Raw genomic sequence first — 15,040 nt, 5'->3', positions numbered from 1 at the left:
GCCTACGCTTCTTCTTCCTTCTTCACTTGTCAAAGAGCAAAAAACACACCCCACCAGAGGCGCCCGGCCAGCATCCCGCAAAGGACCCCGCCAGAAGCAGCCACCCCGTGGCCGCCGTCGATGAAGGGATGTCTACTCGATCCGGCCCGCCAGGTCAACACTCAATTCGAAGAATTTTCGAACCATTCTCGAGTGCTCGGCAGGCAGCCGAAACAACAGACAAAGCAAATCCCATCCCGGAAAACAGATGTCTTCCAGACCATACCCGCCAATAGAGCCTAAGCCCCGCAGCCAATACTTGGATCTTGCCCCCAGAGGAGCCCAAACTCCGCAGCCAAAACTGCAGATCAAGGCTCTTGGACCACGCCAGAGATAATCATCTTGTCTCTGGTTCCGGCACGAGTGCGACCGTCCCTGCATTGCTGCCTGAACAAATCGCTGCGTTGTCCGGAAAAAGCGCGAGGCCGACAGGCGACGCGCCAGGTCGCGCCGATATAAGCGATTCGAATTATTCCGCAAGAGAAAAAGCAGGGGCTCAGCGCCTTTCCGGCCCTGAGTCCAAGCCTGTCTTCCATGAGACATATAGTGAGCGCATCGCGTGTTTCGAAGGTGGCGGGGAGGGGGCGCCACGCGGTCCCTTTCAGGGTAGAGCTTCTTCCAGCCATCATGTCACGATGAAGCGTGTGAGGCCGGCGACTTCGTCGTCCTGGAAGCTGTGCTGTGAAATGGGGCCGGTAACGGCACGACGATCCGTGCGGCAGAGAAAAAGGCGGCTCTGCGAGCCGCCTTTCCATTCGAAGATTATCCCGATCAGTCGATGACTTGAACGACGGTGCGGGTTTGCGGATCGACAAGCACCGTGCGGTCGTTCACGATGGTATAGCTGTAGGGATTGGTGAGACCGACATTCTCCGGAACGGGATAGAGACGCACGCGCGGGGGAAGCGGCTGGCCGACGACCACTTCGTCGGCGACGCGGATGGACGGGCGGCGCTGGGCGACCACATAACTGCGGACGCGGGTGGATTCTTCCGGAGACAGGGCTGCGCCTACGGCCGCACCGGCAACGCCGCCTACGGCAGCGCCAACAGGGCCGCCCACGATGGCGCCCGTGACGGCACCGCCGGCGGCGCCTGAGGCGGTTCCGCTCTGGCAAGCCGCGAGAGCGAGGGGGAGGGTGACCACGGCCAGCGTAGCGGCCGAGCGTAGGACACGATTGCGCATGACGGACTCCTTTCCGGTTGGCAGAATGCGAACGCGAAAAAGCTTGGCCGGTTCCACAGAGAGGAAAACATGAGCAGTAATTCCAAGATCGCCATCGTCACCGGTGCCGGAACTGGCATCGGAAAGGCGATTTCCGCCGCGCTCCTGAACGAGGGATACAATGTTGTCATGGTTGGGAGGCGACGGGAGGTGCTCGAGGGGGCAGCACGGGAGATCGGCGGAGCGCCGATTCTGGCAACGGCCGACGTGACGGATGCGCAATCCGTCAGGGACCTGTTTTCGATGGTGAAGGACAGGTTCGGGAGGCTCGATCTCCTCGTGAACAATGCCGGCATCGGCGCGCCGCCCGTTCCGTTCGAGGATCTCACCCTGGAGCAATGGCAGAGTGTCGTGGATACCAACCTGACAGGCGCTTTCCTCTGCACGCAGGAGGCGTTCAGGATGATGAAGGCGCAAGATCCGAGAGGCGGGCGGATCATCAATAACGGTTCCGTTTCGGCTTACGCTCCACGCCCCTTCTCGGCCCCCTATACGGCGACGAAGCACGCAGTGCTTGGACTGACGAAATCCACCTCCCTCGACGGTCGCGCCTATGACATCGCATGCGGGCAGATCGATGTCGGCAACGCGGCGACTGACATGACGGCAAGGATGTCGGAAGGAGTTTTGCAGCCGAACGGCACGGTGATGGCGGAGCCGACCATCGATCCCGTTCATGTGGGGCAGGCCGTTGTCTATATGGCGAGCCTGCCCTTGGACGCGAATGTGCTCAACATGACCGTGATGGCGACCAAGATGCCGTTCGTCGGGCGTGGCTAGGGCGCAAAAAATCCAAGTCGGGCTGGGAAGCCTGGCTGTGCTGCTCCATATGGACCCTGATGCCGGTCCTAAAACAGCCGTACTATCCAGCTTTCATTCAGCTTGCTTCCGACAAGGTGAAGCAAGCCGGTATGGGCCGGCTTGCTTCACCGCAGGTTCAGCTTCCGAGTGAGCCCGGTCGTTTCAGGATGACGGCGGAATGAGCGCAATCCTCGTCAAGATCTTCGCAACGGCTCTCACGCTGAGCCAGGTTCTGGTGGATCCGGATTCGGTGAGGACGTCGTTTGATCCGGGACAGGACCGAGAGGAGGTCGGGGAAATCCTCAAGCAGGGCTGCGCACATATGCGGCGCGCCTTCGACATCGAGGACATCAATCTCGACGAGCTGATCTCGACCGCCATGGACGATCCGCAGGCGGTTGCCGGCGACCTAAAGATTCTCCAGGGGCTGAGCTTCAACGATCTGCATGCCAGCTATCGCCTATTCTGCAAGAACGAGACGGTGGCGCCTTCGCCGGTCGATCTCGGCGAAGTCATCACCTACTACAACAATGCCATGGTCGATCTTCCCGATGCCGGAAAGCTGAAAGGACTCAAGTTGCCTGGCGTCAGCGTGGTGCTGGACGGAAGCGGCAGGCGGTTTGCAGAAGTTTACGAACCGGATCAGCGGCGCATGTGGGTGCCGCTGTCGGACATCCCCAAATCCGTGCAGCAGGCTTTCGTCTCGGCGGAGGACAAGCGCTTTCATCAGCACAAGGGGGTCGACGAACGGGGGGTCGTCCGCGCCTTCGTGAGCAATCTCGCCAATCCCGGCCGGCCCGCCGGTGGCTCCACCATTACGCAGCAGGTGACCAAAAACCTGCTCGTCGGCGACGATGTGACCTATGAGCGCAAGATGCGCGAGATGATCGTCGCCTCCCGCGTTGAGCGGCTTCTCAGCAAGCCGGAGATCCTCGAAATCTATCTCAACTCCATTTACCTGGGGCGCTCCTCCTGGGGAATCGAGATGGCGGCCCAGAGCTATTTCGGAAAAAGCGCCAAAGCGCTCTCGGTCTCGGAGGGCGCGCTTCTCGCGGGATTGGCCAAGGGCCCCAACTATTACAACCCCGACACGCACCCGGATCGCGCGCGTGAGCGCATGGCCTATGTGATCAGCCGCATGCAGGAGGATGGTTTCCTGAACGCCGAGCAGGCAGGGCAAGCCATCGCCGCATTGCCACCCCGTATTCTATTTCGGCGCCCCCGCCGCGAGAGTGGCTTCTACTTCGTGGATCATCTGCGACGCGACGCGCGCACCCTAGCGGGGATCGAGAATCTCACGTCGGGCTCCTATACTGTGCGTTCGACGATCAATGCGGACCTGCAGCAGGCAGCGGAGGCGGCGCTGCAGGAGGGGCTCGCCCGCTACGAGATGAGCATCGGCCGCCAACGGTTCGTGGCGCCGGAGCTGAACCTGGCGGATGCCGTCAAAGCACTCGACGGCAACAAGGACGACGTGGCGCGACCATCCTGGCGCCGAGCCTTGGAGAATGCGCGGCTCCCGCTCTACGATGTCCACTGGATGCCTGCCATCGTGATCGAAAACGGACGAGACAGGAAGAAGGGCACACATGTTCTGCGGGTTGGGCTGGCCGATGGCCGGATCCTGCCGCTCAATGCTTGGGAGGCGGCACGCCGCGATTTGAAGCTTTATGACGTCGTGCGCGTTCGCATCATCGAGCGGAAGGGCAAGGGTGCCCTTCGGGCGGATCTGAGGGCGCCGCCGTCGGTGCAGGGCGGGGCTGTCGTTCTGGAGAACAGAACCGGCCGCATCCTCGCGATGGCGGGCGGGTTCTCCTATCCGCTGAGCCAGCTCAATCGTGTGACGCAGGCGCATCGCCAGCCCGGCTCTGCCTTCAAGCCGCTTACCTATCTCGCCGCCCTCGCCAAGGGGCTGCAACCCAACACGCTGGTGTGGGACGCGCCCGTGACGCTTCCGCCCGTGAATGGCGGCGAGAACGCGCGGGCGCGGGATTACTGGACGCCGAAGAACTACGATGGCGGCGGAGGAGGCATCGTCACCCTGCGGCGCGCCCTCGAAAATTCCAAGAACCTCGTGACCGCCCGCCTCCTCGACGGCGGCATCGAGTCGGATCCCGCGAGAAGTCTTCAGGACGTGTGCGAACTCGCCCTGGAGGCGCAACTCTACGTGGAGTGCACGCCCCATTATCCTTTCGTGCTCGGCGCGCAGCCGGTACGGATCATCGATCTCGCCGCCTTCTACGCAGCAATCGCCAACGAGGGCATGATGCCGGTTCCTCATGCGTTCGACAGCATCGAGGAGCGGGGGCGCAACGTCTACCGCCGCAAGGCGCAATCCCTGGTGAGGCTCGGTTCCGCCGATGCCGCCGCCTTCTACCAGTTGAAGACCATGCTCCAGGGTGTGCTGGAACGGGGCACCGCCCGCAACCTGAAGGCACTTGCGCCCTATGCCGCGGGCAAGACCGGCACCTCGAACGATGAGAACGACGCATGGTTCGCAGGATTCACCAACGATGTGACAGTGGTGGTCTGGGTGGGACACGACAATGCGGACGGCAAACGCCGGACTCTCGGGCGCGGGCAGACGGGCGCAAAGGTGGCGGCTCCCATCTTCAAGGACATCGTGGAAGCGGCCTGGAAGCATCACAGGCCGAAATCACCCTTAAGTCCGCCCTCATCTCGGGCTGAAAAGCAGCTCATCGCCTTGCCGATTGATCTCAATACCGGCGACCGGCTGACGAACGGACAGCGCGGTGCGTTTACTGAGTATTTCCGGCTCAACTGGTTCGGTCAGCTGAGCGAGACGCAGTACCGACTCGTGCCTCAGGATGAGGTTTATGCGCTGCGACATCCCGATCCGTGGAGCGATGGCGACGAATACGGCGCGTACAGTCCCTATGAAGAGGCGCCCTACATGCAGGGGCAGGGTTGGCTTGACTCCTTCCGCCGGAACGAACCCGCACCACGCCGTTCGGACCCGGGAGCACCCTGGTGGTGGGAGGATGAGCCCCGCCAGAGACCGCGCCGGGTCGATCCTGATTATCCATGGGGCTACCAACGGGTTTATTGATGAGAACACTTCCTCTTCGGCGCCCGTGCCTGATCGCTCTGGCGGCTCTCCTTCTGTCCGTGATTCCATCGATGGCCGAGGTGTTCCGGATGGAGGAGGTGTCTTCGGTGACCGCCGTGGCGCCTGAACGCATCAAGGCGAAGACAATCCTCGTCAGCGATCACGCGGGCGACAAGATCGCCGATGGCGATACAGGGCTCATGCGGTTCGAGGACTGGGCGCGCGAGCGGCCGCAGCAGAAACGGTTCCTGAGCCTCTTTCCGAGCTATGCGGAGCCGCTGATCAAGGTGTCCGTCCATGGCATTGAGAAGCCCTACACCGAAAAGCTCCATGTGTATGTGGTGGAAGCGCGCTTCCTGATCGGGAAGCCTGCTGATGCCATCGACCTGGACCGCTTCGCGAGCCTGGAGGTGCTGGAGGCGATCGATCCTTCCATCAAGCACCGCCGCATCACCGCCGATCAGGTGCGTCCGCACCGGGACCCGCAAAGTGCTCACAACCGCAATCCTGACCGGCGATGGTGCGGAGCTCCGCAGAGCCTGTGCATCGAATCCCGCTATCCGCTCGAAGGGCGGATCCCGGTGGGGATCCGTCTCGCCAACAAGCTGGAGGAGGGCGGCAGGAAGATCTCGGAATTCATGGAGTTCCAGAGCGAGATCCGGGTGATTCCTCCGTCGGAGATCGACCAGGCGGGGCTGGCAGGTCTTACCAATATCGAGGCTCCTGTGGCCGGTGTTCTCGAGCAGACCCTGTTCGACGTGAACCAGGTGATGCAATTCGGGAAGCTGATGGCAGTTCTTCAGCCGCACCCCTCAGATGGGACGAAGTCGGTAGCAACCGTCTTCATGGTGCTCGGAATCGAAACCGACGTGCTGCAGCAGAAGAAGGAGTTCGCGAGCATTCCCGTGTTGCGCAATCTCATTCCCGTTCAGGTTCTCATGGGCAAGAGCTCGTTCAATACCGGCAATTCCATCAGTGCCGGGTTACCCCGCTATGTCCGCAACCGGATCCGTTCCATTGCGGAGATGTTGGACAAGTAATTCCTGGCATGAAAAGGCCCCGTTCTAAAGCGGGCCGAACGGGGCTGTGAGTTGGCGGAGGCGATAAGGGGTTGCGGGTGTGATGCCTCCGTGCCAAGTCAAGCGGCCAGGGCGAAACGAGGTTCCGGGCTCCTGGCCGGCCATGGAGCTTGGCAGGTTCACGTTTTCTCGACTATGTGCCGTGAACGGAAGCGCCCTCCCATTAGGGCAGCTGGCGCTCTCCACGAGCATCGAATTCAGTGAGGATTTCCTATGGCGAAGGCCATTCATTCCATGATCCGGGTTCTGAACGAGCAGCGCTCGCTCGACTTCTACAAGAAGGCTTTCGGACTCGACGTCGCCGAACGGTTCGGCTTCGATGGGTTCACCCTGGTCTATCTGAGCAACCCGGAAAGCGATTTCGAAGTTGAACTGACAATCAATCACGACCGGACCGAGCCTTACGCCCTGGGAGACGGCTACGGCCACCTTGCCGTCTCAGTCGATGATCTGGAGGCGGACCATGCCCGGATGACGGAGCTGGGCCTCAATCCCCAGCCGATCAAGGACTTCATCCATCAGGGAAGGCTGCTGGCGAGGTTCTTCTTCATTCAGGATCCAGACGGCTACAAGATTGAAGTGCTGCAGCGCGGCGGCCGGTACAAATAAACTTTTCCCGGTGAGGAGCCTCCCCTGTGGCGATCCGTCCCATCGTTCGCTTTCCCGATCCGCGCCTGCGCCGGAGGGCGGAGCCCGTCACCGCGTTTGACGGCAGGCTCCGCGCGCTGGCGCAGGATCTGACGGAAACCATGCGGGCCGCTCCTGGCATCGGCATCACGGCTTCCCATATCGGGGTGCCCGAGCGTCTCGTGGTCATCCAGCTCGAGAAGGATCCCGCTCCACATATCTACGTGAATCCGCAAATCGTCTGGGCCTCGCCCGTGATGATCCGGCATGTGGAGGGAAGCGTCTCGATGCCGGGCGTGACCGAGGAGATCGAACGGCATGCCCGTGTGCGGGTATGCTACAGCGATCTCGACGGGGCGGAGCATGAAGAGGAGGCGGAGGGCCTGATGGCTGTCTGCCATCAGCATGAAATCGATCAGCTCGAGGGGATCTTCTGGATCGACCGTCTGTCGAAGCTCAAGCGGGATCGCCTGATCAGGAAATTTGACAAGCTCCGGCGCCTTGGGGCGTAGCGGAGTCTGTCTCAAGTGGAGTTGCTCCTTCGTGGTTGAAATCTACCGCATCGAAACCGTCGCCTCGGAAGAGACCGGAGGCGGGGTGATCCGCCGGATCATGGTCCGCACCGATTCCCTCGACAAGGCAAAGGAGCGCGCCCTGAAGGTGTTCTCGCTCGCCCGCCGCCCGCAATCCCGCGACCCGGAGGTGGAGGCTGTGCGCGTGCTGAACGGGGCAGGGTACGAGGTGTTCTCCATCAGTGCACGGGATTGACGGGAGAGGATTTTCAGCCGGAGAAGCACGGTGGGCCTGTGGATGGCGAAAACAACATTTGACAGCCCGCTCAATCACCGGTACGAGCGCGCCTCCACCGCGGAAATTCGAGCCTTCGTGCCGGACGCGCTGGAGACGAAATGCGCGGGCGTAGCTCAGTCGGTTAGAGTGCCGGCCTGTCACGCCGGAGGTCGCGGGTTCGAGCCCCGTCGCCCGCGCCACTTTCGCCCTGAATGATCGGATCTCTCATCACGTGCTTGGCGCAGCCGCAGCGAGTGGGCGGCGACGCGACCCCGAGGACGACAAGGGAGGTCGCGGGAACTCCCTTGTCATGTTCCGGATGATCCTGTGGACCGATCAGGCGATCTTGCCGCCACCCTGTCGGGTGATGACGAGCACCGAAGGGCGGGGCGGCACGCCGTCCTTGAAATCCGGCCAGCGGGTGATCGGATTCTCGAAGTCCGCTGCAACGTCGTCCTCCGGCTCGCCGGGATGCTGCACGGCCACGAACAGCGATTCGTCGTTCGGCGTGAAGCAGGGACCGCACAATTCCGCGCCGACCGGAACACGGAAGAAGTGCTTGGACGTCCCCCGCAACTCGCCCTCCGTCTCCAGCGCCCAGAGGCCGTCGGCTCGACCCGTGGCCTTGGCGTTGTTGCCGTCGGTGGCGATCCAGAGGCGGCCCTGGCTGTCGATGGTGCAGTTGTCCGGCATGCCGAACCACCCGTTCCGGGTGGTTTCGGACGAGAAGGTGGCCCCCACGGAAGCCACGGAAGGGTCGCCGCACTTGACTAGAACCTCCCACTTGAAAGCGGCCGAGGCGTGGTCGCCGCCTTCCGGCATCATCTCGACAATGTGGCCGAAGGCGTTGTTCGCGCGGGGATTGGCGGAGTCCACCTGATCGTCCTTGCGGCGGGTATTATTGGTGAGCATGACGTAGACGCGGTTCGTCTGCGGGTTCGCCTCGATGTCCTCGGGCCGGTCCATCTTCGTCGCGCCCAGCAGGTCTGCCGCACGGCGGGTCTCGATCACCACGTCGGCCTGGCTCTTGAAGCCGTTGGCATCGGTGAGCGGTCCCTCGCCGTGAACCAGCGGCAGCCAGGTGCCCGTTCCGTCCGGGTTGTACTTGGCAACAAAGAGAGTGCCTTCGTCGAGCAGGCCGAAATTGGCGGCTCTGTTCTGAGGATCGACCCTTCCGGCGGTCACGAACTTGTAGACATAGTCGAAACGCTCATCGTCGCCGAGATAGATCACGTAGCGGCCGTCGCTGTTGGTGATTCCGGCGGCACCCTCGTGCTTGGTGCGGCCGAGAGCCGTGCGCTTCTTCGGCGTGAAGGTCGGGTCGAAAGGATCGATCTCGACGACCCAGCCGAAGCGGTTCGCCTCGTTGGGCTCCTTAGCCAGATCGAACCGCTCGTGGAACTTGCCCCAGGCATAGGCGGGCCTGCCGATGCCGTAGCGCTTGTAGTTCCTGGCCTCGGGGTGATCCTCGGCGACCTTGCCCCAGAAGTAGCCGTTGAAGTTCTCCTCGCAGCTCAACCAGGTCCCCCAGGGCGTCATACCTCCGGCGCAGTTGTTGATCATGCCCCGGACCTGCCGGCCCGCCGGGTCGGCGGCGGTCTTCATGCGGTCGTGGCCGGCTGCAGGGCCGGTGATCTCCATGGGAGTATCGGCGGTGATGCGGCGATTGTACTTGGAATCCTTGACCACCTGCCATTTTCCGCCGACGCGGCGGATCTCGACGACAGCACCGCCATGGGCAGCGATCTCGATATCCACCAGCTCCTTGGTCATCTTCGAGAAGCCGGCATCCTTTGCATCCTGAGCGCCGACGCCGGGGAACATGAGTTCATCGTTCGTGTACTCGTGGTTGGCGACGAGAAGGCCGTGATCGCTCGAACCGTCAATCGGAATGAAGCCGATGAAGTCGCTGTTGTATCCGAACTGACGGGCTTGGCGTTCCGCTGTCTGGTTCATGGGATCGAATTCAGGAGTGTCCGGGAAGATGGGATCACCCCAGCGCAGCAGCACCTGGGCATCATATCCTTCGGCGACGTGATGGGTCTGATCGACGCCGGCCTCGATTTCCTTGAAGTCGAAAGAGCCTGCCGTGACCTTGTTGGCGGGCTGCTCATTGGCCGCCAGCGCCCTCGTGCCGACGGTCGCGGAAATGGCGGCCACGGCGAGCGAGCCGCGCAGGAGATCGCGCCGGTTGAATCGCGTGGCGATGATCTCGCCCATCGTGAGGTTTTCCGTCGGGTTGATCCCGAGATCACCCGAATCCTCCAGCTCGCTCGCGCGAAGGCGAGCCTTGTGCTCTTCCATTTGGCTTCTCCGTCTTATGGGACGAAACCGCCTTAGAACGGTTCCATGTAAGCTGAGTGACAGATTCCGGTTCCAGGACGATTGCCGGGGACAGGGCGCGCCGTATCGTGTATGGATCGAGTCATGACCGACGATAACTCCGCGCTCCGTCTCCAGCTGGCCGACCAATGGCAGAAGCTCGCCATCGAGCTGATCAAGAAAGGCCTGCCCGCCGACATCATCTTCGAGTCCCTGCTCACGGTGGGGCTGGCAGGCCAAGTCGAGGTGCTCGGCAAGGAGGTGGCGGCCGCCCGCCTTGCCGCCATCGCCGAACAATTGTCCGAGCAGGTCCGCCAGCAGAAGGAGGCCCTGCAGGAGGCTTCCAACGCAACGAAGAACTGAGGCGGCTGGGGCGGGAGCCAACCTCAAAAAAACTGCCGCACCTTCCTTGAGCGTGCAACACCTCGCCAGATTGCGGCGTTAGGCTGATGAGCCTTGTCCAATCCTGAGGTGATGCCCTCATGCAGCCGGCACTCGACAGCAATATTCTGGACCGTTTGATCTCCCTCGGCCGCGAGCGGGGGCATCTCACCACAGAGGATCTGCGGGCCAGACTTCCCATCGAGAGCATGAGCGCGGAAGACATTGCGCTGGTCGTGGTCCACTTGGAGGAGACGGGGGTTCCGGTCGAACTCGAGCCGGGACTGATATCGCCTGAGCGGAAGCCTGCATCGACGCCCCGCCGGAGCGCTGAGATCATTCCTTTTCCAGGCCCTCGCAATAAAACCAAGCCTACCAAGTCGGAGCCTCTGCAACCGGCGAAGCTCCCTCTTTCAGAGCCCCGTCAGGATACGGCTCTGCTCATGCCTCCCGCTCATTGGGTTGTCGCAGGAGCCGGCGTTCTCGCCTTCGCCGTATTTTCGCTCATCATCTTCGCGACAGCCGCATAGGGCCTGTCAGCCGGCCTTTGCCCACAAGGTGCCGGGGCCCTGCTGCTGCTCAAGACGCGGTAGCGGTTTGATCGCGGGACCCGTGAAGCGAGCGGTATTCAGATCATCGGGCGATCCTGGGGAGAATCTCATATCGAGCAGTGCGGTCTTGGGCTCGAAGAGCGATCGGACGGCGGCTTTCACGTTGTAGCCCAGAATGGGCTCGAAAGTGGCCGTTGCCTTGCCCATTACCGGCGAGACGTCCGTGATCCGGGCTGGCGGCATGGGGGGCTGGGCCACGGCGACCTGACGCACGAGATCCTGCGGCCGCTGCGGCGGGAGCGGCGCGGGCGATGCGACATTCTCGGGTACCGCAGAAGCGACCACGATCGGCTGCTGAACGGGCGCTTGCGGCTGCGACTGCGTCTTTCGTCCGAAGACATTTGCCAAAAGGGATCCGATTGATCCGCCTCCGGCGGAGGCCTGCTGGGCGAGCGCCGCATTGCGGGCGGCGATCTGAACTCGGGCCTGTTCATAGCCGGGAAGCGGCCTGCCGTTGGCGGGTAGGTGCGCCGTTCTCCCATCGGGGAAAAGGCGGGCTAGCTGTTGCTGCGACATGCGCGGCCAAGCGCGCACGCTGCCCGTGTCCACATGCACGAAATCAGACGATCCGTAATAGCCGACGCCACCATATTGCAGGCGCATGGCGATTTCCCGGAGCCGTGCCGTGGGAACGTCCGGCAGGCGGATATCCATGGCCTTGCCCAGCATGTGCTGACTATTCTCCGCCACGCCGCTCGAGCGGCGGCGAAGGGCGGAATTGGTTTCGGGGGAGCGATAAGAGGAGATGATATGGATGGGCTGCCGGGACCCGGATTCTTGGTAGACCTCCCACAGCACGTCGAAGAGGCGCGGGTCCATGCGCGCCGGCTTGTCGTTGCGCCAGTCCCGGAGGAACCAGTTGAGCTGCCCGAGAGCCTGCTCGTCGTATCGTCCGTTCCGGCGGAAGGTCACGGTCAGGCTGTCCTGCCGGTGGGTATGGACGAAGCTCAAGGTGCGCGTCTCGCCACTGGCGTGAACGGTCAGATTCCATGGATAGAATGCGAGCAGGCCGACCGCCCCGGCCAGAATATATGCAATATTAAGGCTCTTTTTCCTGTTGCGCCTGCAGTTTTCCGCGAGCACATGCACCGCATGATGCTTGCCGAGCGACCGTTTCGGTCGGGCCATGATGTCCCGCATTTTGGTTTTGTCCCGCTACCCTTGTGGAAGGTTTGGCGGTCAACCATGGCAAAAATAGGCTTAATACTTCGTTCTCGCGTCTACGATGCCCTAGCGGAATGTTGGCCTCGCCGGCCTCCCGAAGAGCCGAGCACCACCACCTTCGTGCCGAGAGGCGTGTGATTGTAGAGGTCGATCGCGTCCTGGTTGATCATGCGGATGCATCCCGACGAGACATTGGTGCCGATGGTCCAGGGTTCGAAGGTACCATGAATTCGATAGAGCGTATCCTTGTTGCCCTGCCAGAGATACAGGGCGCGGGCTCCGAGCGGATTGCCCGGACCGCCGGGCATGCCGGGACCGCCGGGCAACTCGCCCATCTGCTCCATCAGCTCGGGTTGTCGTTCGAACATCTCCTTCGGAGGATACCAGTCGGGCCATTCCTGCTTGTCCTTGATCACGGCACTGCCGGACCAACTGAAGCCGGAGCGTCCCACGCCGACCCCATAGCGGACGGCCATGCCGTCCCTGAGAACGAGGTAGAGATAGCGGCTCCTGGGATCGACCACGATGGTCCCGGGCGCTTCGCTTGTCTCGTAGGAGACGACCCGGCGCAGATAGTTCCTGTTGATTTGCGAAATATCGATGCCGGGGATCGGATAGAGATCGTTCTCGATCGGCGCATACATAGCCTGATAGACAGAACGGGATACCGCCTGCTGTGCGAAGCTCGAGCCGCCCGGAAGGCTGGAGCAAACGGCCGCCGCCGGAAGGCCCAGAACAAAGGCGCGACGATTGAGATCCATCTTTACTCTCCCCAAGACTTCAACCTGGCAATATGAAGACGCGTGACCGGGCGCGCCGGTTTCATGAAGCCTGGCTTGTCCGGCGGACATGGCTAGGTGTCTGAAGATGCGGTTCGATGAACGCACGAGGACTGGGGGAAAGTCCGATGACCGAGAACATATCCTGGACCTGGGCCGCAGGCATTACGCTGCTCGTCCTGGCTTTCATCGTCGCCCTGATCTGGGTTCGCCGGGTGCGCTATCGCCGTACATCGGTGATGACTGCGAACGAGCAGGAGTTCTATCAGCGCCTGCTCCAGGCGCTCCCCGATTGCGAGATCTGGCCCCAGGTGCCGCTCCTGGCTCTCGTCCGGCCGCAGGCGAGGGAAGGGAGCCGCACCTTCTGGGTCGCGTTCAAGCAAATCTCGAATGCACGGGTCGATTGGGTGATCGCCCGGGATATGGAGGTGGTCGCCCTGATCGAACTGGACGACCGCTCTCACGATGCAAGGCGCGATGCCAAGCGCGACCAGATCCTCAAATCCTGCGGTTACCGGGTGTTGCGGTTCCCATCCAACAGGCGCCCGAGCCCGGACCAGATCTATGATGCCGTTTTCTCCGCTCCATGACAGATCACATGTCCTGAGGGATCGAGCTCGCCGGCGCTGAAGCTCTCGATGAGTTCCTGGCGCAGCACATCGGGCTCGGCGAGATAGCGCGCCGAGTGGTGGAACGGGGTTACGTGCCGGACGCCGGCCTCACGGGCGATCGCACCCGCCTCCCAGGCCGTGAGGTGACGCGAGGCCTCGGCGAGGTGCCGGTCGCGTTCGAGAAAGACCGCCTCGATGAACAGCTGGTCCGCCCTGTCGATCAGTCTAAGAATTCTGTCGCGGTTCTCCGCATGCGGCGCAGCGTCGGTGACATAAGCGACGACCTGGCCCGGAGCCAAGCGCAGGGCGCGGAGCTTCAGTTCCCCCAGACTGATGGATTCATTGTTCGAGACCGTGATCGGATGGTCATCTGGCCTGCCTCGGCGGACGGCACCTTTGGCCTCGTTCAGCCAAGGGCCGGGCGACAGCCCCATTTGCGCGAGCGCTCCACGCCAGACATTGACCTGCATCACCTCCTTCAGAGCGAAGGCGAGGGAGGGAATGCCATGGTCGAGCGCCACGGAATCGATGGTGAAATCCGCCTCAGCCCATGCGACGCCTTCGGGGAATTCAGGCGGTCGCGCGGCGCGTCGGGCAAAGGCCTCGCGGGCGTGGAATTCAGCGGCAGTCACGAGGCGATGGCCGTCGAAATCCATGGCACGAAGGCAGAAATCAATCGAGTTTTCGTCCAGCAGGTTCCAGGTGAAGCTGCGGATTCGGTGCTCAATCCGGTCGGCGAAGCCGGGTGGCCCGATCAGGACGAGCGGCGAGGGACGGTGAAGACACAGCCTGAACAGGCGGTCGAACCCGGCGATGTGGTCCACATGAGTATGCGAGACGAAAACATGGCTGACCCGCAGCAACTCGCGCGAGGAGAGTGGGCTTACATCTCCCAGATCGAAAAGGATCGCCCGGCGACCAAAGCGGAAATCCAGATACACGCATGGGTCGCCGAAGGGTTCGTTGACGAGGCGGGGTTGAACAAGCCAGGACATGACGGGCCAACGGCCCGTCTCGTTTCCATGTTCCCAGTCCGTGTCAGGCCGGATTGCGCCCCTTGTAGCGGGCGAAGGCCTGCTGACCGTCCGGGCCGAAGAGCACCACGTCATAGGTTTCCGGCTCCGTGCCTGCGACCTCCATTCCTGGCGATCCCACCGGCATTCCAGGCACGGCGAGTCCCCTGGCGTCGGGCTTCTCGGCGAGAAGGCGCTTGATGGCATCCGCAGGGACGTGACCCTCGATCACATAGCCGCCGATCTGGGCCGTATGGCAGGAGGCCAGGTTCTGCGGCACGCCGAGACGGGCCTTCACGCGGTTGAGATCGGGGGACTCGATGACTTCGACGAGAAACCCCGACGAGCGGGCATGCTCCACCCAAGCACCGCAGCAGCCGCAGCTGGGATCCTTGGTCACCACCATCCTAGGCAGGGTTTCCGCCAAAACGGTGCGCACGGCGACCGGTGAGGCCACGAGCGCGGTCAGAAGTGCCCTTCGGCTGATCGTCGGTTTGGGGCGCATGTTCGAATCTCCATGGAGCCACTTT

The 15,040-nt window shown here is 62.4% G+C and carries 15 protein-coding genes and 1 tRNA gene; 10 read left to right on the top strand and 6 right to left on the bottom strand.

Annotated elements, in window-relative coordinates; translation table 11 throughout:
- Positions 1-810 precede the first annotated feature (810 nt).
- Positions 811-1,224, bottom strand: coding sequence for a DUF1236 domain-containing protein (locus tag GR328_RS22515; RefSeq protein ID WP_160887850.1), 414 nt, complete (start codon positions 1,222-1,224; stop codon positions 811-813).
- A 69-nt stretch (positions 1,225-1,293) separates the two neighbouring features.
- Between GR328_RS22515 and GR328_RS22510 the strand changes: the two genes are divergently transcribed.
- The 7 genes from GR328_RS22510 to GR328_RS22480 all read left to right on the top strand — a co-directional run bounded on the left by GR328_RS22510 (position 1,294) and on the right by GR328_RS22480 (position 7,829).
- A complete protein-coding gene (locus GR328_RS22510) occupies positions 1,294-2,043 on the top strand; it encodes an SDR family oxidoreductase (RefSeq protein WP_160887848.1) in 750 nt (249 codons plus the stop codon).
- Positions 2,044-2,242: 199 nt separating this feature from the next.
- Positions 2,243-5,134 (top strand): penicillin-binding protein 1A, encoded by a 2,892-nt coding sequence (locus GR328_RS22505; RefSeq protein ID WP_160887846.1) that lies wholly within the window; start codon positions 2,243-2,245, stop codon positions 5,132-5,134.
- Positions 5,134-6,174 carry a hypothetical protein gene (locus GR328_RS22500; RefSeq protein WP_160887844.1) on the top strand — a complete coding sequence of 347 codons (1,041 nt, stop codon included), beginning with the start codon at positions 5,134-5,136 and terminating at the stop codon, positions 6,172-6,174. Before GR328_RS22505 ends, GR328_RS22500 begins: the two co-directional genes overlap by 1 nt.
- A gap of 252 nt (positions 6,175-6,426) precedes the next feature.
- Complete coding sequence (locus GR328_RS22495; protein ID WP_160887842.1) at positions 6,427-6,822, top strand: VOC family protein; 396 nt, start codon at positions 6,427-6,429, stop codon at positions 6,820-6,822.
- 26 nt (positions 6,823-6,848) lie between these two features.
- A complete protein-coding gene (locus GR328_RS22490) occupies positions 6,849-7,352 on the top strand; it encodes a peptide deformylase (RefSeq protein WP_160887840.1) in 504 nt (167 codons plus the stop codon).
- A gap of 31 nt (positions 7,353-7,383) precedes the next feature.
- The gene (locus GR328_RS22485) at positions 7,384-7,608 is read left to right on the top strand and encodes a hypothetical protein (RefSeq protein WP_160887838.1); all 225 of its coding nucleotides are present in this window, start codon (positions 7,384-7,386) and stop codon (positions 7,606-7,608) included.
- Between the two features lie 144 nt (positions 7,609-7,752).
- Positions 7,753-7,829, top strand: a tRNA-Asp gene (locus GR328_RS22480).
- Between the two features lie 136 nt (positions 7,830-7,965).
- On the opposite strand, the gene GR328_RS22475 is transcribed toward GR328_RS22480, so the two are convergent.
- Complete coding sequence (locus tag GR328_RS22475) at positions 7,966-9,933, bottom strand: PhoX family protein (RefSeq protein WP_160887836.1); 1,968 nt, start codon at positions 9,931-9,933, stop codon at positions 7,966-7,968.
- A 123-nt stretch (positions 9,934-10,056) separates the two neighbouring features.
- On the opposite strand from GR328_RS22475, the gene GR328_RS22470 reads away from it, so the two are divergent.
- Together GR328_RS22470 and GR328_RS22465 are read left to right on the top strand one after the other, a co-directional pair.
- Positions 10,057-10,314 (top strand): hypothetical protein, encoded by a 258-nt coding sequence (locus GR328_RS22470; RefSeq protein WP_160887834.1) that lies wholly within the window; start codon positions 10,057-10,059, stop codon positions 10,312-10,314.
- 119 nt (positions 10,315-10,433) lie between these two features.
- The gene (locus tag GR328_RS22465) at positions 10,434-10,862 is read left to right on the top strand and encodes an RNA polymerase sigma factor region1.1 domain-containing protein (RefSeq protein WP_160887832.1); all 429 of its coding nucleotides are present in this window, start codon (positions 10,434-10,436) and stop codon (positions 10,860-10,862) included.
- Positions 10,863-10,868: 6 nt separating this feature from the next.
- On the opposite strand, the gene GR328_RS22460 is transcribed toward GR328_RS22465, so the two are convergent.
- Complete coding sequence (locus tag GR328_RS22460) at positions 10,869-12,071, bottom strand: peptidoglycan L,D-endopeptidase MepK (RefSeq protein ID WP_160887830.1); 1,203 nt, start codon at positions 12,069-12,071, stop codon at positions 10,869-10,871.
- Between the two features lie 92 nt (positions 12,072-12,163).
- Positions 12,164-12,868 carry a L,D-transpeptidase gene (locus GR328_RS22455; protein WP_160887828.1) on the bottom strand — a complete coding sequence of 235 codons (705 nt, stop codon included), beginning with the start codon at positions 12,866-12,868 and terminating at the stop codon, positions 12,164-12,166.
- A 146-nt stretch (positions 12,869-13,014) separates the two neighbouring features.
- Here GR328_RS22455 and GR328_RS22450 point away from each other — a divergent pair, with 146 nt between their 5' ends.
- Positions 13,015-13,476 carry a DUF2726 domain-containing protein gene (locus tag GR328_RS22450; RefSeq protein ID WP_160887826.1) on the top strand — a complete coding sequence of 154 codons (462 nt, stop codon included), beginning with the start codon at positions 13,015-13,017 and terminating at the stop codon, positions 13,474-13,476.
- Here GR328_RS22450 and GR328_RS22445 read toward each other — a convergent pair.
- Positions 13,449-14,492, bottom strand: coding sequence for a ribonuclease Z (locus tag GR328_RS22445; RefSeq protein ID WP_160887824.1), 1,044 nt, complete (start codon positions 14,490-14,492; stop codon positions 13,449-13,451). The genes GR328_RS22450 and GR328_RS22445 overlap by 28 nt on opposite strands.
- Before the next feature lie 43 nt (positions 14,493-14,535).
- Entirely contained in the window at positions 14,536-15,015 is a 480-nt protein-coding gene (locus tag GR328_RS22440) for a DUF411 domain-containing protein (protein WP_160887822.1), read from the bottom strand.
- Positions 15,016-15,040 lie beyond the last annotated feature (25 nt).

The organism is Microvirga makkahensis, assembly GCF_009830105.1.
Classification (GTDB): Bacteria; Pseudomonadota; Alphaproteobacteria; order Rhizobiales; family Beijerinckiaceae; genus Microvirga; species Microvirga makkahensis.
The sequence above is the reverse complement of the archived record's forward strand: the minus strand, read 5'-3'. Positions and strand labels throughout refer to the sequence as shown.